Source organism: Marinobacterium sp. YM272 (assembly GCF_050908845.1).
Taxonomy (GTDB): Bacteria; Pseudomonadota; Gammaproteobacteria; order Pseudomonadales; family Balneatricaceae; genus Marinobacterium_D.
This window is the reverse complement of the sequence record NZ_CP194171.1, coordinates 3,145,681-3,162,103: the sequence shown is the minus strand read 5'-3', so window position 1 is coordinate 3,162,103 and position 16,423 is coordinate 3,145,681. Positions and strand designations below refer to the sequence as shown.

The 16,423-nt window shown below is 58.9% G+C and carries 13 protein-coding genes and 1 tRNA gene; 11 read left to right on the top strand and 3 right to left on the bottom strand.

The features are described 5' to 3' along the window. Window position 1 precedes the first annotated feature (1 nt). Window positions 2–77 (top strand) — tRNA-Ala (locus ACQUQP_RS14070). Window positions 78–269: 192 nt separating this feature from the next. Beyond that, on the top strand, window positions 270–1,331 hold the full coding sequence (locus tag ACQUQP_RS14065) for an ELM1/GtrOC1 family putative glycosyltransferase (protein ID WP_432695664.1): 1,062 nt from the start codon (window positions 270–272) through the stop codon (window positions 1,329–1,331). A gap of 113 nt (window positions 1,332–1,444) precedes the next feature. Here the strand turns inward: ACQUQP_RS14065 and ACQUQP_RS14060 are convergent, their stop codons facing one another. Then, window positions 1,445–2,101 (bottom strand): HAD family hydrolase, encoded by a 657-nt coding sequence (locus ACQUQP_RS14060; protein WP_432695663.1) that lies wholly within the window; start codon window positions 2,099–2,101, stop codon window positions 1,445–1,447. Between the two features lie 105 nt (window positions 2,102–2,206). On the opposite strand from ACQUQP_RS14060, the gene ACQUQP_RS14055 reads away from it, so the two are divergent. From ACQUQP_RS14055 to ACQUQP_RS14015, 9 genes are all read left to right on the top strand, one after another. Further along, window positions 2,207–2,524 (top strand): antibiotic biosynthesis monooxygenase family protein, encoded by a 318-nt coding sequence (locus ACQUQP_RS14055; protein WP_432695662.1) that lies wholly within the window; start codon window positions 2,207–2,209, stop codon window positions 2,522–2,524. Next, window positions 2,494–3,012, top strand: a complete 519-nt coding sequence (locus ACQUQP_RS14050) for a gamma-glutamylcyclotransferase family protein (protein WP_432695661.1) — start codon at window positions 2,494–2,496, stop codon at window positions 3,010–3,012. Before ACQUQP_RS14055 ends, ACQUQP_RS14050 begins: the two co-directional genes overlap by 31 nt. A 73-nt stretch (window positions 3,013–3,085) precedes the next feature. After that, entirely contained in the window at window positions 3,086–4,333 is a 1,248-nt protein-coding gene (gene stpA, locus ACQUQP_RS14045; protein WP_432695660.1) for a glucosylglycerol 3-phosphatase, read from the top strand. A gap of 49 nt (window positions 4,334–4,382) precedes the next feature. After that, on the top strand, window positions 4,383–5,225 hold the full coding sequence (locus tag ACQUQP_RS14040) for a M48 family metallopeptidase (RefSeq protein ID WP_432695659.1): 843 nt from the start codon (window positions 4,383–4,385) through the stop codon (window positions 5,223–5,225). 129 nt (window positions 5,226–5,354) lie between these two features. After that, window positions 5,355–5,897: a DUF2878 domain-containing protein gene (locus ACQUQP_RS14035; protein WP_432695658.1), complete on the top strand. Its 543-nt coding sequence runs from the start codon at window positions 5,355–5,357 to the stop codon at window positions 5,895–5,897. After that, entirely contained in the window at window positions 5,878–6,405 is a 528-nt protein-coding gene (locus ACQUQP_RS14030) for a chalcone isomerase family protein (protein ID WP_432695657.1), read from the top strand. Before ACQUQP_RS14035 ends, ACQUQP_RS14030 begins: the two co-directional genes overlap by 20 nt. Window position 6,406: 1 nt before the next feature. After that, window positions 6,407–6,967 (top strand): DUF3833 domain-containing protein, encoded by a 561-nt coding sequence (locus ACQUQP_RS14025; protein WP_432695656.1) that lies wholly within the window; start codon window positions 6,407–6,409, stop codon window positions 6,965–6,967. Window positions 6,968–7,080: 113 nt separating this feature from the next. Beyond that, entirely contained in the window at window positions 7,081–8,004 is a 924-nt protein-coding gene (locus tag ACQUQP_RS14020) for a ZIP family metal transporter (RefSeq protein ID WP_432695655.1), read from the top strand. A gap of 3 nt (window positions 8,005–8,007) precedes the next feature. Next, window positions 8,008–8,784 carry a CLCA_X family protein gene (locus tag ACQUQP_RS14015; protein WP_432695654.1) on the top strand — a complete coding sequence of 259 codons (777 nt, stop codon included), beginning with the start codon at window positions 8,008–8,010 and terminating at the stop codon, window positions 8,782–8,784. Between the two features lie 301 nt (window positions 8,785–9,085). Here ACQUQP_RS14015 and ACQUQP_RS14010 read toward each other — a convergent pair whose 3' ends face one another. Beyond that, on the bottom strand, window positions 9,086–15,433 hold the full coding sequence (locus ACQUQP_RS14010; protein ID WP_432695653.1) for an AAA family ATPase: 6,348 nt from the start codon (window positions 15,431–15,433) through the stop codon (window positions 9,086–9,088). Continuing rightward, window positions 15,430–16,158 (bottom strand): response regulator, encoded by a 729-nt coding sequence (locus ACQUQP_RS14005; protein ID WP_432695652.1) that lies wholly within the window; start codon window positions 16,156–16,158, stop codon window positions 15,430–15,432. Before ACQUQP_RS14005 ends, ACQUQP_RS14010 begins: the two co-directional genes overlap by 4 nt. Window positions 16,159–16,423: the final 265 nt, after the last annotated feature.

Below are 16,423 nucleotides of genomic sequence, written 5' to 3'. Positions count from 1 at the left end.
TGGGGCCTTAGCTCAGCTGGGAGAGCGCGACACTGGCAGTGTCGAGGTCAGCGGTTCGATCCCGCTAGGCTCCACCACTTCTTCAGGCAATCAGCCAACTTGTTTTTCTACAGCTAAACACCGCGTTTTAGTCTGTTCCAAAGCACCCGCTCCCATCTTAATCAAAACGTCATTTCCGCCCGGCCGGTGAATACACAAGTCGTCATTTTTGCCGCTTAAGCTGCCCCTAATAATTCTTCCTTAGGCTGTCCTTATTAAGGAGGTTGCAGATGGCAAAAGAAGAAATCTGGGTACTCTACGATGGCAAGGCAGGGCACTTGAGCCAGTCTCAAGGTCTGGCGGAGCGCCTGGCGCAGCGTACCGGGGCGCAGGTTAAAACCGTCGAAGCCTATCCCAAGGCTGGCCTGCTGCGCTTATTGGCCGTTTGGCTCTGTCGCCTTGGCGTTGTCTGGCCCCGCATGTTCCGTCGCTTCTACCACTGCAAACTGCCGTCCGGCAAGCCGCAGCAGATTATCTCCTTTGGAGGCAAGGTTGTTCCCCTGAATGTGACACTGGCCGCTCTATATGGCTGTGACAACATTCTGATCGGTAACCGCTACCGCCTGCCCGTCACGCTGTTTTCCGTCGTTGTTAACGCCCGGGATGAACGAATCCCGAACCAGGTTGTGGCCCAGGTGCCGTTCAGCTGTGCGAGCAAAGGGCATTCAGCGGGAGAGCGGCAGTGCCTCACCGACCTGAAACGATCCTCTCGACCGCTTTGGCTGCTTTTGCTCGGCGGCGAAGGTTCGGGATTCAGTTACACTGATCAGGATTGGCAGCAGCTGAAGGCGGCTATGATCCGGCTGGCGCAGCAGCATGGTATCCGTTGGCTGGTCAGCAACTCCCGCCGTACCCCGGCGGCGGGGACCGCGCTGCTGTCTGATCCAGAGCTACAGGACTATTGTCAGCAGCGGATCAGCTATCAGCAGGGCGGGCCGGGGCTGGGGCCGTTTCTGCAGGCGGCAGAGCGCATATTCGTGACCGCCGATAGCCTCAGCATGGTGACCGAAGCCATAGCCAGCAGTGCTACTGCGCCTGTGGCGGGGCTGGTGCCGGAGGTTGTAGCGGGAGGCGAGAGTGTGCATCAGCGCACGCTGCGGCATTATCAGCAGCGCCGCTGGCTGGAGATGGTGCCGATCGCCTCTTTGGCAGAGTTTCAGCCGACCCATCCAGAAATTCTGGCGACCTATCATCAGGTGCTCGATGCCACGGTGACCGAGGTGATTGACGGCCTGACGTCGGTACCGGAAAGCATCGGCGCAACCGAGCGCTATTATCCGCAAAGTTACTAGAAGCTATCGAGCTTTATGCAGAGGCCGGGGCCATCCCGGTCTCTGGGCTTGAAGTCCAGACGTCCTTATCTGCCCCGGCCTGTTTCAGGAGGAGGGCGCCCGTTTCAATTTACCTACTGAACGCGCTCCATCAGCCAGGCGTATGCCTCGCCCAGGTTGTCGACGACGCTCACTGCCGCGGAAAAATCGTGGTTATCTGACAGGGGGCTGCGAATGGCGACAACCTGCAGGCCGGCATCCCGGGCGGCGCGAACGCCAACCTCCGTGTCCTCAACGGCCACCGCGTCATCGGCATCGACCTCCATCAGCGCAAGTGCTTTCAGATAACTGTCCGGATGCGGCTTGTTGCGATCGACATCATCGCCGCTGACGACCTGTTCGAAAATATTGTTCCAGCCGTGGCCGTTCAACGAGGCATCGACGCAGAGTCGCTGGGCGCCGCTGACCAGTGCCAGTCGGGTCTGCTGCGCCAGGGTGGTGAGGGCTGCGGTGGCGCCCGGTACCTGGGGAAAGCAGCCGTTCAGCAGGAACAGTTCGTTGGCGTGGGTTTTCTGCTCCACGATCTGCTCGACGCTGGTGTCCAGGTTGAACTTTTCGATCAGCTCGGCGGCGCTCTGCTCCATTGGTACACCCAGCATCTGGTCCCAATAGTCTGCGTCGCTGATCTCTACGCCGTGTGGTGCCATCACCTCACGCCAGAGTTGCATATGGATCGCTTCGGAATCGACCAGGGTTCCATCGTGGTCGAACAACACTGCATTGAACCTCATCGTGCCTCCCGTCGTCTTAATGAAGGTGAGTCTACCACAGGCGGTGCCCGCTCCCCGGGGCGCTATACTCCCCGGTAACTCCGTTAAAGAGCATAGAGGCGAGGTGTGAAATATATCTTTCAGGTCAGAATCAAGCCTGGCTACAGCGCTGAGCAGTACGCCGACGCCTGGGTGAGGGCGAGCCGTCTGATCCAGCAGGCGCCGGGCGCGCAGGGCACTGAGCTGCATCGTAAAATCGGCGATCCGGACACCCTGATCGCAATTGCACACTGGAGCAGCAAGGCGCAGCGCGATGCCATGGAATCGACTCCGGATCAGCAGGTACGGGAGATCATCCTGAGTGCCGCACCCTATGTCGAGATCGACACTCTGGGTGAGTTCGAAGAGCCCGAATGGGTGGTCACACCGGGGCAGGGGCAGTGATCTATTTCGCCTACGGTTCCAATATGTCGTTGTTGAGGCTGCGTGAGCGCACCCCGGATGCACGCCGCATCGCGACCTGCGTGTTGCTGGAACATGACCTGCGCTTCCATAAGGTCAGCCCTGATGGCTCGGCCAAATGCGACACCTTTTACACCGGTAATCGCGAAGACCGGGTGTTTGGTGCGGTCTACGAAATCGGCAAGAGCTCCGAGCTGGTGCTTGATCGGGTCGAGGGGCTCGGCAAAGGGTACGACAAGAAACGGGTCGGCGTGGTGGATCTGGCCGGCAACGAGTATGAAGCTTTCACCTACTATGCCACGCTGATCGACCCCTTGCTGCTGCCCTACGGCTGGTATCGCGAGCATGTGCTGGTTGGTGCCCGTGAGCTGGTGCTGCCGGCGAGTTACCTGGCCCGGATCGAAGCGGTGAGCGTTATGGATGATCCCGACCCTGAGAGAGAGGCCCGCCAGCTGGCTGTTTATCGCTGAAAAAGACCTCGCGGTTGACTGAGCGGGTCGGAGTCGCAACCATGATGGCTCATGTTTGCTCAGGAAACCGCCCATGTCACTGCATGAAGCCCGCTATTCGCTCGATCACTCCCTGCTGCTTGATACTCTCGTCGACTGCGACAATCTGCTGATCATTCAGGATCTGGATGGCGTCTGCATGGGGCTGGTCAGTGATCCGCTGACCCGGCGGATCGAGCGGCGCTACGTGGAGGCGGGTAAGCAGCTGGACGGGCACTTTTTTGTGCTGACCAATGGTGAACATATCGGCTCGCGGGGCGTGAATGACATCGTCGAACGTGCCTTCGATGCGCCGCAAGAGGCCTGGCAGCGGGGGCTTTACCTGCCGGGACTGGCTGGCGGCGGGGTGCAGCTCCAGGATTCACAGGGGCAGGTCAGCCACCCGGGTGTCAGTGATGCCGAGCTGGACTTTCTGGCACAGGTGCCAGAGTGGGGGCGGCAGTTTTTGCTTCAGAGCCTGGCCGGTGAGCCGTTTTCTCTATCCGGCGACGCGCTGACAAGGCTGGTAGAGGCCTGTGTGCTGGATAACCGGGTCTCTCCGACGCTCAATATCAACATGCTTTATTATCACCTCAGTGATCGGCCCGGGCAGTATGCGCAGATTCAGCAGCAGGCGGTGAGTTTTATGGAAAGTCTGCTCGAGCGCGCGGCAGCAGCGGGGCTGGCGGACTCCTTTTTCATCCACTACGCGCCCAATCTTGGTCGTGTCGATGGCAGGGAAAAGCCTCGTATCAGCGATGGCTCGGATGCGGGCACCACGGACTTCCAGTTTATGCTGCGCGGGGCGGTCAAGGAGGTGGGTGTGCTGGTGCTGCTGAACCACTATTATTACCGCCGCACCGGACAGTATCCGCTGGGAGAGGGTTTTAATGCGCGCGAGGCGCCCTCTGACATGGCAGAGCTGCTGGCGCTGGCGCAGCGGCATTTCGATCCGGCACAGATGCCGCGTATCGTTGGGGTTGGCGATACGGTAACTTCGCACCCTCAGCCGGATGGCGACAACCAGCGGGGCGGCAGTGACCGCGGCTTTTTGACCCTGGTGCAGGGGCTCGGTGAGTGTTTTGGCAGTGACAATGCCTGCGTATTTATTGATAGCAGCGCCGGTGAGGTGGTTCGCCCGGGCGTCAAGCAGCACAAGCTGGCATCCGATGCGGGGGCGGCCCTCGGCGGGATTTCAGACCCGGATGATGATCTCAGGTTGAATTTTCTCTTTACCGGCGGTCATACCGAGTATGTAAATTTCTTCTGTGATCTGGCGGCACGCCGGGCACAGCGACATTAGCCGGCAACTGGGGCCGGCGTGTCCTTTACTCTGACAGGACGTTGAATAGATGAGTCTAAACTTGAAATTGTTGACCCGCTTTATCAGAACCCTGGTGCCCCTGGCCGGCGGTCTGGCGCTGGCCGGTTGTGCGACCTCACCCACCGGTGAGAACACGCTGTTATTAAACTCCCCGACGCAGATGAATGCGCTGGGTCAGAAATCGTTCGAACAGGTGAAGGCGAACACGGCGATCGAAACAAACCCCGGGATTAACCGTTATGTCCGCTGTGTCAGTGAGGCGCTGCTGGACCGGTTGCCGGCCCGTTACGGGATTCAGCCGCAACAGTGGGAGATCCTCGTGTTTCGCAATGAGGCGGTGAACGCCTTTGCCGTCCCGGGCGGCAAGATCGGCGTCTATACCGGGATGCTGGATATGGTGGAAAACCAGGATCAGCTGGCCTCTGTTATCGGTCATGAAATCTCCCATGTGCTGGCGCAGCACAGTAATGCACGCCTAAGTCAGCAGCAGCTGACCTCGGCCGGCCTTAGCGCTGCCAACCTGCTGCTGACCAACCGGGTTGAAGCGGGCACCCAGCAGGCGTTGATGAGCGCCATGGGGCTTGGCGCCCAGTATGGGGTGATTTTGCCCTACAGCCGAGCTCACGAACGCGAGGCTGACGTGCTGGGTCAGGAGTTGATGGCCGACGCCGGTTTTGACCCCCGCGAGGCGGCCAGCCTTTGGCGCAAGATGGCCAGTGAAGGTGGGTCCACGCCGCCGGAGTTTCTCTCCACCCATCCGGCACCGACCAACCGTGTAACCCTGCTTAATGAGCGCGTTCAGAAGCTGTTACCGATCTATCTTGAGGCCCGTGACGCAGGGCGGGCGCCTCGGTGTGAAGCACAGCGTTGATAACGCTGCAGGGCCTGGCTGGCGGTTTGGCCAGGTCCGGTCCGCTACCGACAGGCAGGCACGCAATCATCCGATTTGATCCATGGCGGTTCGGAACACGTAGGTCCCTCTACAAGAGTGGAGCAGGCTATGGTTTCCGGACTTTCGCTATTCTCAGGGCTGTCGTGCAACTTCTGGATTAGCCTGATCGGTTTTCAGGCGATCTGGTGGTCGCTGATTCTATGGGGCAATAGCGCATTGCTGCCCGCGATGCTGCTACTTCTGGCCCACCTTCTGTTTCATCGTACTCCGCGCCAGGAGCTGCAGCTGATGATTTACGTCGCGCTGCCCGGGTTTCTTGTTGATTCCATGCTGACGCTTGCTGGCGTGTTCGTGTTCCCGGCGACTGCGATGGTTGCGCCGGCCTGGTTGCTGCTGCTCTGGTTCGCCTTTGCCGCCACGCTGAACCAGGCGCTGGGCTGGTTCAGCGGCCGCTACCTGCTGGCGGCGTTAATCGGCGGTGTCGGTGGCAGCAGTACCTACATCGCTGCCGCTGAGCTTGGCGCCGTGTCTCTGGGGCTGGGATTGGTTCCCGCTTTCCTGCTGCTGACGCTGGTCTGGACGCTGCTCTTTCCATTTCTTATATGGCTTAAGGATTACCGGGGAGGCCGAGATGTCTGTGCGTTGCGCTGATCTTACTAACTTAAAGGCGGCTCTCCTGGCGTTGCTGCTGGTGGTGCCGGTCAATACGCTGGCTCAGTACACCTATCCGCAAGGGATGAAGCAGGTGGGGCAGGCGAGTCTGAGCCTGTTCTGGGTCGAGGTTTACGATGCGCGCCTGTTCAGTGAGGACGGGGAGTACGACTCGGGTGAGCGCCCGGTTTTGCTGGAGCTGACCTATCATCGCGCCATATCAGGCGAGGACCTGCTTGATGCAACCGCCAAGCAGCTCAAGGATAGCCTTGATGCCGAGACGCTGGCACAGGCGCTCGGGTTGCTGCAGCCAATGCTGCCCGATGTGAAAAAGGGGGATCGGCTGGCGTTCTACCTGACTGAACAGGGGCGTGGGCGTTTATTTCTCAATAGCCGCTATCTTGGCGGGATGGATGACCCGGCCCTCAACCGCGCCTTTCTCGATATCTGGCTGGCGCCCGACAGTGACTTTCCCGAGCTGACCCGTCGCCTGACAGGAGGGGGTTAATATGATGCGAATCATACCCGTAGCGGCTGCGCTGCTGCTGGTGGCCGGCTGTTCGGCCAAGCTGAACGATTATCGTGAGCAGACTCCGCCGCTGGTGCTGAGTGAGTTCTTCACCGGGCAACTGGAGGCGAAGGGGATGGTGCAGGACTATAGCGGCAAGGTGGTGCGACGGTTCACGGCTGATATTGTTGCGCGCTGGGATCGGGATAGGGGCGTTCTCGATGAGCAGTTTGTCTATGATGATGGCTCCCAGCAGTCGCGATGCTGGCGCCTGACAGAGGAGGACAACCGCTACACCGGCAGTGCCGGCGATGTGGTTGGCGAAGCCAGCGGTCGTACCGAGGGTAACGCGCTCAACTGGCAGTATCGTCTTCGGGTCCCGGTCTCCGGTGATGAGTGGGTGTTGGCGATGGATGACTGGATGTACCTGATCGATAGTGACACGTTGATCAACCGCACCCAGATGTCGAAATGGGGGCTGCCGGTCGGTGAGATAACGCTGTATATCCGTAAGGTGACCGATACCCCCGCACGACAGCTCTCAGAAGATTGTCGACCCTGAACGTAAGGAGGCTGACATTTTACTGCACCGGCGTTATTGATTTCCGGGGTCAGGGATTGGCACTCTTCGGTATACTTCGCCTATACACCTGTCAAACAGCTAAGGACGGATTCATGAGCAGTTACGACCGCCCCACGCAGGGCTTTTTCAGCGCCTGGCTCGGGGAGATCCGCGCCCGACCCTGGAGCGCAGGAGCGCTGGGAATAGCTCTGCTCGCCGTCCTGTTTCTGCTGCTAACGCAGCTGTTTACTACCTCCGCTCTGCCCGAGACCTTCCACAATGCAAGCATTGGCGGCTTTGTCGGCTTCGCATCGACGGCGCTGGGGGCTGCCGGCGCCCTGTTGCTGCGGAACCTGAAAGCGCGCACCGAAGACTCCATGCTGGGTTTTGCCGCCGGCATGATGCTGGCGGCCGCGTCATTCTCCCTGATTCTGCCGGGGCTGGCCGAGGGCGAGCGCCTGACAGGCAGTCCGGTGATCTCAGCGCTGATCCTGTCGCTCGGGCTGGCGCTTGGCGTGGCGCTGATGCTGGGGCTGGATCGGTTTACCCCCCATGAGCATGAATATATCGGTGCACATGGCCCCGATTACCAGCGTCTGGGTCGTGTCTGGCTGTTTTCACTGGCGATAGCGCTGCACAACCTGCCGGAAGGTATGGCGATCGGCGTGAGCTTCTCCGGTGGTGATCTCAGTGTCGGTTTGCCGCTGACAACCGCCATCGCCGTTCAGAATGTGCCGGAAGGGCTCGCGGTCGCTATGGCGCTGCGCGCGGCCGGCATGCAGCCCCTGACCGCTGCCCTGCTGGCCGGCGCCACCGGACTGATGGAGCTGCTTGGCGCCTTTCTAGGCATCGGCGTCGCCAGCGGCATTCCGGTGGCCTATCCGGTGGGACTGGGGTTGGCCGCCGGTGCAATGATCTTTGTGGTGTCCCACGAGGTGATACCGGAAACCCACCGCAACGGCCACCAGACACCGGCCACGCTCGGGCTGATGCTGGGTTTCGGACTGATGATGGTGCTGGACACCGCGCTGGGCTGAGTAATGAGTTCGATCCGAGAAAGACAGTTTTACCGTAACGGCCCGGCCTATCCGCAGTTGGCGGATACCGATTTCGCCGTTATCCGCCGGCAGTTCGACTTCCGTAATATCCGTATCGGACGCTGGGTGACCAAGGCTGAGCAGGCGCAGGTTGCGCCTCAGTTACATGCAGCCCTGTGTGACCTGATGCAGATCCTGGGGGTGCCGGAGCTGGTGATTTCGCTGCGCGGCTCGCTGGCGCTGCACTACGGCACCGGTGGCCGGCCGGGGGTGGCAGCGCATTACGATGCGGCCCAGCACACCTTCGCACTGGCCAAGAATGCCGGTCCCGGCAGTATCGCACACGAGTGGTTCCACGCCTTCGATCACTATATCGCCGGCCAGGCGTTCAGCGCGCTGTCGCCGTCTGTTTTCGGATCGCGCGCCTGGCTGCATGATGAGGAGCAGATAGAGCACCCGCTGAACCAACGGCTATTTGCCTGCTACAACGCCATCATGCTCAACGCCGATGGTAGTGCGCCCAGTGATCTGGTGAAGCGTTCCATGGCAGTGGACCGGGCCCAGGGACAGCTCTACTTCAGTCTGCCGGAGGAAGTCTGTGCCCGTGCCTTCGAGGCCTGGGTGCAGGATGCCAGAATAAAGAACCACTTTCTGGTGAAGGGAACCAAGGAGTCACCGGAGGCGAAACTGGGGGTCTATCCGCGTGGCGAAGAGCGGCGGGTGATAGGCGATGCGTTTGCCGCGTATTTCAATCTGCTTGGCCGCGCCCTGAGACGCTAGCGAGCCCGTGCGCTTGCTCTAATCATTGCCCTGATAATCTATATCTTTTGCAGTCAGGCTTTTGCCGGGCACATGAAGTTTGACGAGCTTGCGTCGCGTGGGTTGCTTGCAGATGAGTCTAATCCCCCGTTTTCGTTCTGTCCTCGTACAGCTAGTCAGCGAAGATATCCGGTGTCGGCTTTTCGTCCACCCTCGATGCCACAGTATTGTCGAAATATTTCACCGACTGCAGGCGTTCGATCAGGTCGGATGCCCGCTCAGAATATGCATTAATAATTATAAATTTAATTGCGTTAAGAGCTCAGTGGAGAGAGCTGTCCTCACTTTCTAGAGCACTTATGCTCATCTCCCATAAACTGCGAAGCGCTTTCAGCTCATCGGCTGATATCTGATCCAGTGCCTCGTAATTTATGCACTCCCTTGCCATTTTCGCCAGACCGAAGTTAGCACTGACGCCCGCTAGCTTGTGCATCAAATATCTGTGATTGGTTGGCTCTTCCTGCTCTAACTGATCCAGTAACGCTGAGCTCTGTGCTTTCATCTTTTCCAGCAGCGAATGCATCTGCTCAGGGCCGAGAAGCGAGCGATGCTGGTTGAGGAGGGCGTGGTTTATAAATGAATCGCTGCAGGTTTCTTCAAGGTTAAGGTCTCGCTGAGGTTCAGAGTCTTCGCTGCTGAGTGCAAACAGCGTCTGTTCCAGTTCCTGAAAGTTAAGCGGCTTGGCGATTACGGTAGTGATACCGGCTTGTTCGTAACGTTGCATGTCTTCCGAGGTGACTGCAGCGGTCAAGGCGACAACCGGCACCTGCGCTTTGCGTGGATCAGAATGCAGGCGCATTCGCTTAGTAACCTCAGTACCGTCCATCTCGGGAAGGTGGATATCCATCAGGACAAGGTCATAGTCATGATCGTTATGCATGGACAGGGCTGTGAAACCGTCGTCGGCGATGCTCAGGGTGTGGCCGGCGCTGCGCAACAGTTCTGCGGTGACTTCCTGATTGATAGGTGAGTCCTCAACCAGCAGAATGTCCAACGGACGTGCTTTATCCAGCGGGCGCGCCGGTGGCGTCAGCGTTCTGCCCGTTTCAGCGATAACTGCCCTGCGGTACGGAAGTTCTATCCAGAACAGGCTGCCCTTGCCTGGTGTGCTTTGAAATCCAATGCGGCCTTCCTGCTGCTCCGCAAGTTTTTTACAAATCGACAGCCCCAGGCCGGTTCCTCCAAAGCGTCTGGTGATGGAGCTGTCGGCTTGGCTGAAGTGCTGGAATATATGCTCGTGAGCCTCTGGCGGAATCCCAATGCCGCTATCCTCGACTTCAAAACGGATCCTGTATCCCTCATCTGAGGTCGACAGGCTGTAGGCTTTGATGATCACATATCCTTCGCTGGTGAATTTGATCGCGTTTGTTACCAGATTCATCAGGATCTGATTGAGCGCCCGTGAGTCGCCTCGTGCCCGTGCGGGAAGATCATCTGCGATGCGGCTGATCAAATCGATACCTTTCTGTGTCGCACTGGGGGTCATCAAAAGATGGACCTGCTCAAGCAACTGGCGAAGGTCGAAATCTGCCTCCTCGAAACTAACCTGACCTGTTTCAATTTTGGTGAAGTCCAGCACGTCATTAAGAATGGACAGCAGAGATTGACCGGAGCTGAGAATAGAGGACACCTGCATGCTTTGCTTCGCTGACAACTCCGTGCGTTTGAGCAGTTGTGCCATCCCCAAAATACCGTTCATCGGTGTCCGGATTTCGTGGCTCATGGTGGCGAGGAATTGGGTTTTCGCTTCGTTGGCGGCTTCCGCTTTCTGTCGTGCCAATACCGCCTGCTCCTTCGCCTTGCGCTCGCTGATATCGGTCAACGAGCCTTCGTAGGAGGGGCTGGATGCATGCTTGTCCAGGATGCGGTTGGCGGAGATAGACACATAAACTTCATGGCCGTCGAAGCTCTGCCAGTGGGTTTCGAAGTTCTGCACCGGGTTGCCCGAGTTAAGCTGCTCAAGAAAACGCTGACCGTCGGATGGGTTGATAAAGCAGTCATGTACCAGGTCGGGGGCGGTATCGAGCAGCTGGTCGGCGGAGCTGTAGCCAAGCAGATTGACCAGCGCCGGATTGGCAGAGACAAAGCGTCCGTCCTGATCGATCCTGAAGATCCCTTCACTGGCGTTCTCGAATAGTGAGCGATACTCCCGCTCCGATTGCTCCAGACTTTTATAGAGCTTGGCGTTCTCGATGGAAATTGCCGCCTGGGAGGCGAGAATCTGCAGGGTATTCAACCGTTCCCGGCTGAATATGTCGCGGCTCTCGCGATGTTCCAGATAGAGGATGCCGGTCAGTTCACTGTGGTAGAGAATGGGAATGGCAAGCAGTGAACAGGGTTGCTGGCTGCGTATATAGCTGTCCTGCTGGAACATCTGGTGTTCCACGGCATTGCCCAGAACCACGGCGTCTTTGGTGCGGGTCACGTAATGGATGATGCTCACCGGCAGCTGATCGCTACCGGATTCCAGAGGTACCGGCTTTGTCAGTGACGGTGCCCGGTCAATACTGGTTTCGGCTTCGATATACAGCTGTTGCTGCCGGGCCATCAGGAGCAGAGCGCGCTGGGCGCCAGCATTCTGGATCGCCAGCTTCATCAGGCGCTCAAGCAGGCGTTCCAGCACAATTTCGTCGGAAATCGCCTGGGAGGCACTGATCACGGAGGCGATATCGAGGCTATGGTTATCCACCTTGTCCGGCTGTGTCTGCCGCTGTTCTGAAGGCTCCGGCGTTGGCGCAGGCTTAGGTTCGAAGCGTAGCGCATAGGTTTGCTCCATCTGCGCCAGTTTGACTTTGGCGCCCCACCGGGCATAGAGCTGGTAGGCGTCCTTGAGGTAGGTCGTAGCGATGCCCGGTTTTTTCCATTCGAGGTAGAAGCGCCCGGCGAGCTCGCTGGCCAGTGCCTGCTCGAACAGGAAACCCTGTTTGCCGGCCAGTTCGACCGCCTGCTCGTAGAGCTCCATGGCGGCTGAGTATTTGTGCTGGGCTCGCAGCAGCTCCGCTTTCAACAGGTCGTGGCGGTGTTGGTGGTTTTCCGGGCAATAGTGGGCCAGCCGGCGAAGATAGTGCAGGATGGAACGCACTTTTTTCAATCGCGGTGGCTGCTGCAGAATGCTGGTTTTCGGCAGCAGAGCGATGATACTCAAGCCATTGAGAAAGCGAGCGCAGGGTGCGGTAAAGGTGCCGCTGATGGAGTCGCGTAAACTGTCCGCCTGCTCGCTGTGCTTGTGCGCCAGCTCCGTTTCGCCCATCAGGAAACAGAGCAGGCCTTTATAGTAGTGATGCAGGCTAATGGCGGTGCGGTGGTTCTCCCGCTCCAGCTCTTCAAGTCCCTCTGTCTCTTTATAGAAGCGGCCGTCCAGATGGGTCGGTTCCGTGTTGCGCCCGCGCAGGTTTTCAATGCACTGCAGCGTGAAGACCGAGTATTGCAGCGATTGCTGCTGGCCGGACTCACGCAGCATAGTGGCGTACTGCTCCAGCCTGGGGAGCAGCTCGTCCAGGTTAGTGCTCAGTGGCAAAACGTATTGGATATGGGCGGCCAGTGAATAGGCGCTCCACTCCAGGTCGCCGCAATCGAGTGCCTGCTGATGGGCTTCGAGCAGAGACTCGGTGCAAACCGATAGCGGTTCGCGGTAATGGCGGATATAGCAGCTGAACAGGGACAGCGTGCGATGCTGCGTGGTATTGGGCGGCAATTTGGTGTCGAGCTCCAACGCCAGCTGCCCCAGCCGATAGCCCAGATCGATAGCATTGAACTGGCCGCACAGCACGCCACCATAGCCGGCGAAGGCCAGTGCTGAGTAGGGATTGATCCCGTGTATCAGCGTCAATTCGACCTGCTTGGCCATAACCAGGGGGCGCAGGTCGGAGCTTGAGAACTTGATGACGCCAAATATGCTGGCCAGTATCGGCATCGCCGCCAGTAACTCGGGAGAACGCATCGCCTTCAACTGTGGAACGCTGTCCGGTGGGTGCCGGCGTAATAGCCAGCGTATACGTGCGCGGCTGTATGCGAGCATCGCGGGTGTGGTGCGCCGGGGGATAGTGACGCCAAGGCTCTGAAGCAGCTGAAGGGCAGTATCCAGCGCATCAGAGAAGCGGTTACTGGCGACCTGGGACTGGATCCTCAGCTCATAGATCCGCACCTTGTCGAGCAGGGTGCGGGCATGTTCTTCGACCTCTGTAGCGAGCCTGTTCACCAGCGCCTGGTCGCCCTTGATGCTGGCCACTTCGGCTGCTTTGGAATAGAGGTTCAGCGACAGAGTGTAATGTTTCTTCCAGCTGTCGTTGGGCAGCAGGTCGATGCCGGTGTTGAGGTATTCCATGGCCGCGTCGAACGCGGCGGATTCGCGCGCCCGGGCGCCGGAGCGCAAATTTATTTCGGCTAGACCGGTGCGCTCGAACGTTTCATGCATCGCGCCGCGGGCGATGTTGAGGTGGTTGGTAATCTCGAAGATCCGGTTGTCGATCTCGTCCGGAGTCAGGCTTTGTTGCAACTGGCGGCCTATCTGCAGGTGCAGTGCCTCGCGCTGGTCGTCGGGAATCAGAGAATAGGCCGCCTGTTGCACCCGGTCGTGAATAAAGCGGAAGCGGGCGCGCTTGGGGTCGATCTGCTCAACCAGCTGGTATTGGTCGCTCAGCGGAACGATCAGGCCCTCGGTGATGGCGGGCCAGAGGTTGTCCGATACCTGGACGGGATCAAGGTTACTGACAACCGACAGGGTGCGCAGGTTGAAGCTGCTGCCGATAGCTGCAGCCAGAGGCAGTACGGTCTGGGTCGTCCGCGGCAGGCGCTGGATCTTGCTGACCATCAGTGTGATGACGTTGTCGGTCATCTCGCGGGCTTCGATGGCCGCTTCATCCCACTGCCAGCGTTGGTCGCGGAAGGCGATCAGTTCCTGTTCGTAAAGTGCATAGAGAAACTGGCTCAGGAAAAAGGGATTACCCTGGGTTTTCTGGATACAGATGTGGGCGAGAGCATCGCACTCCTGAGGTTCACAACGCAGGGTGTCGGCAACCAGCTGACGAACCTGTTGCTGGTTCAGTGGCTCGAGATGGATCTCGATAACCGGTTCCTGCAGGCGTAACCGGCCCAGTGTTGTTTTCAGCGGATGGGTCGGGCCCAGTTCATGATCGCGATAGCTGCCCACCAGCATCAACTTTAACGGGTCGGTCTCCCTGGCCAGGGTTTCCAGCAGCTGCAGCGATGCAAGATCCGCCCAGTGCAGGTCGTCGAGGAACAGAGCCAGCGGGCGTTCTTTGGTTCCAAGTACCTGCAACAGGCGTAGCAGCATTCTCGAAAATCGGCCCTGGTCCTCCAGGTTGCTGGGGGCGGTATAGGGCGGCTTGGGCTGAGGGCCGATGATCAGTTCCAGCTCCGGAATCATCTTGAGCAGGGTGGCGCCCTGACCCCGGATAGTGCTTAGAAGTACATCACGCCAATATCTGACATCCTGTTCCGGTTCGGTCAATAGCTGCCTGACCAGCCCCTGCAATGCCTGAAAAATCGCAAAATAGGGACGGCTGCGGCGGAATTGATCGAACTTGCCGCTGATGAAGTGGCCGCCCCGCTCGATGACATAGGGCCGCAGTTCATTGACCAGACTGGATTTGCCGACACCGGCGTATCCGCTGATGGTCACCAGGCTCTGGTGCGCTCCCTGCTTCTGATCGAAATGCTCACGCAGATGGTTGAGAACCGACTCGCGGCCGTAGAGCTTCTGCGGGATCTGGAAGCGGGCCGAGCGGTCCATTTGGGCCAGTTCAAACAGGGGAATTGTCTGCCGGTTTTCGAACTCCCGCTGGCAGCGGCGCAGATCATAAACCAGGCCAACAGTGGACTGGTAGCGCTGGGCCGCGTCCTTGGCCAGCAGCTTTAGCAATATGCCTGACACCACCTCCGGCAGGCGGGGATTGATCTTGTGCGGGGGCCTCGGCGGGCGGGCGATCTGGTTGTGAACCAGCTCCATGCCGCTTTCGCCCTTAAACGGGGGACGGCCGCTCATCAATTCATAAAGCGTAGCGCCCAGTCCGTAATAGTCGGTACGGTAATCGATGGTACGGTTGATCCGCCCGGTCTGCTCCGGTGCGATATAGCTCTGCCCGCGCACATTGAGCATCGGTGTATGCCAGTTGGGTTGTTCGTGGCTGAGCAGGGTTGCCATGGAAAAGCCGATCAGCAGTGGCTCGTCGCTGGTTGGGTGGATCAGCAGGTGATCGGGGTTGATCTGCTTGTGAATGATTCTGGCTTCGCGTAGTTGTCCCAGCAACTCGGCCACGCGGATGGCGAAGGTGAGCCATTGATGCCAGTCGCGTTGATGATTGGCCATGAACTGGCGCAGGGGGAGGGCGCCGGTATCTTCGAAGATGACCGCGAGGCCGCCCTCGGTCTCGATCAGTTCAATTGGGCGGCTGACGCCGGCAATCCGCAGCGGGACGAGCAGCTCGTATTCGTGCCGTAGGCGGCTTGTCTCTTCGCGATTGCCGTGGCTGTCATCCACCTGCTTGATGATTACGCGACGCTCGTCCTGCAGGCGAATCCCCTGGCTTACCGTACAGCCGGGACGCTGGCTCAGTCGGCGTAGCGCCCGGTAACCGCTCGGAGTTTTCATCTGCTGACTTCGCCGGCAAACATGTAGCCGGCGCCATGGGCAGTGAGGATCAGCTCGGGGTTGGATGGGTTGTCGCCGAGCTTGCGGCGCAAGCGGCCAATTAGCACATCCACAGAGCGGTCGTTAGGGGTCCATTCGCGATCATGTATGGCATCCATCAATTGATCCCGTGACATTACCTGACCCGAATGGGTAATCAGTGCCTTGAGCAGCTTGAATTCGCCCTCGGGCAGACGTTCGCTGCAGCCCTTCGGGGAGGTCAGCTGACGTTTCTGCGGATCAAGCTGCCAGCCTTCGAAACGCCAGCCAGCCTGGGGGTGACTGTCATCGCTGGCCGAGTCTTCACCGCTGATACGCCATAGCAGGTTCTTGGCGCGGACAAGCAGTTCCCGTGGGTTGAAGGGCTTGGTGACATAGTCGTCGGCGCCGAGCTCCAGGCCGACAATGCGGTCAATCTCATCCCCCTTGCTGGTCACCAGAATGATGCCGACACGGGAGGCCGCGCGAAGCTCTCGTGTCAGTGTGAGGCCGTCACGCCCGGGCAGGCTGATATCCAGCAACACCAGGTCGATCCCTTCATCCCTGACCTGGGCGGAGAGGGCATCTGCGTGGTCGGTTTCGCTGACCCGGTAGCCCTCTTTTTCGAAGTAGCTGACCAGCAGGGACCGTGAAGCGAAGTCATCTTCGACGATCAGTATATGGGCGGTATTACTCACTTTTGTCATGATCCTACGTGTAGCGGAAAAGCCGTCGTTTAGTCGGATGATCGACTATAAACCCTAGGGAGGCTGCGAATAAGTCTATAGCGCCGGAGACGCCATGGAGTTGTCCATAGCCCGCTGGAACGGGGTATTCAGAGCAGCGATACCTCGGGGTTGTTGCATTATTAACTAATTTTCAGGCCGGGGGGGAGCGAGCTGGCAGTATTGTTACAAGCTGTTACATAAGGGCACAAAACGCCAAGATTCCCCGGAACTTTATTTACACCAC

Excerpts from the sequence above, each read along its gene's own strand:
- ACQUQP_RS14065 (WP_432695664.1), top strand. The coding sequence starts at position 270 with ATGGCAAAAGAAGAAATCTGGGTACTCTACGATGGCAAGGCAGGGCAC.
- ACQUQP_RS14060 (WP_432695663.1), bottom strand. The coding sequence starts at position 2,101 with ATGAGGTTCAATGCAGTGTTGTTCGACCACGATGGAACCCTGGTCGAT.
- ACQUQP_RS14050 (WP_432695661.1), top strand. The coding sequence starts at position 2,494 with ATGGGTGGTCACACCGGGGCAGGGGCAGTGATCTATTTCGCCTACGGT.
- ACQUQP_RS14010 (WP_432695653.1), bottom strand. The coding sequence starts at position 15,433 with ATGAAAACTCCGAGCGGTTACCGGGCGCTACGCCGACTGAGCCAGCGT.
- ACQUQP_RS14030 (WP_432695657.1), top strand. The coding sequence starts at position 5,878 with ATGTCTGTGCGTTGCGCTGATCTTACTAACTTAAAGGCGGCTCTCCTG.
- ACQUQP_RS14020 (WP_432695655.1), top strand. The coding sequence starts at position 7,081 with ATGAGCAGTTACGACCGCCCCACGCAGGGCTTTTTCAGCGCCTGGCTC.
- ACQUQP_RS14035 (WP_432695658.1), top strand. The coding sequence starts at position 5,355 with ATGGTTTCCGGACTTTCGCTATTCTCAGGGCTGTCGTGCAACTTCTGG.
- ACQUQP_RS14025 (WP_432695656.1), top strand. The coding sequence starts at position 6,407 with ATGATGCGAATCATACCCGTAGCGGCTGCGCTGCTGCTGGTGGCCGGC.
- ACQUQP_RS14015 (WP_432695654.1), top strand. The coding sequence starts at position 8,008 with ATGAGTTCGATCCGAGAAAGACAGTTTTACCGTAACGGCCCGGCCTAT.
- ACQUQP_RS14005 (WP_432695652.1), bottom strand. The coding sequence starts at position 16,158 with ATGACAAAAGTGAGTAATACCGCCCATATACTGATCGTCGAAGATGAC.
- ACQUQP_RS14040 (WP_432695659.1), top strand. The coding sequence starts at position 4,383 with ATGAGTCTAAACTTGAAATTGTTGACCCGCTTTATCAGAACCCTGGTG.
- stpA (WP_432695660.1), top strand. The coding sequence starts at position 3,086 with ATGTCACTGCATGAAGCCCGCTATTCGCTCGATCACTCCCTGCTGCTT.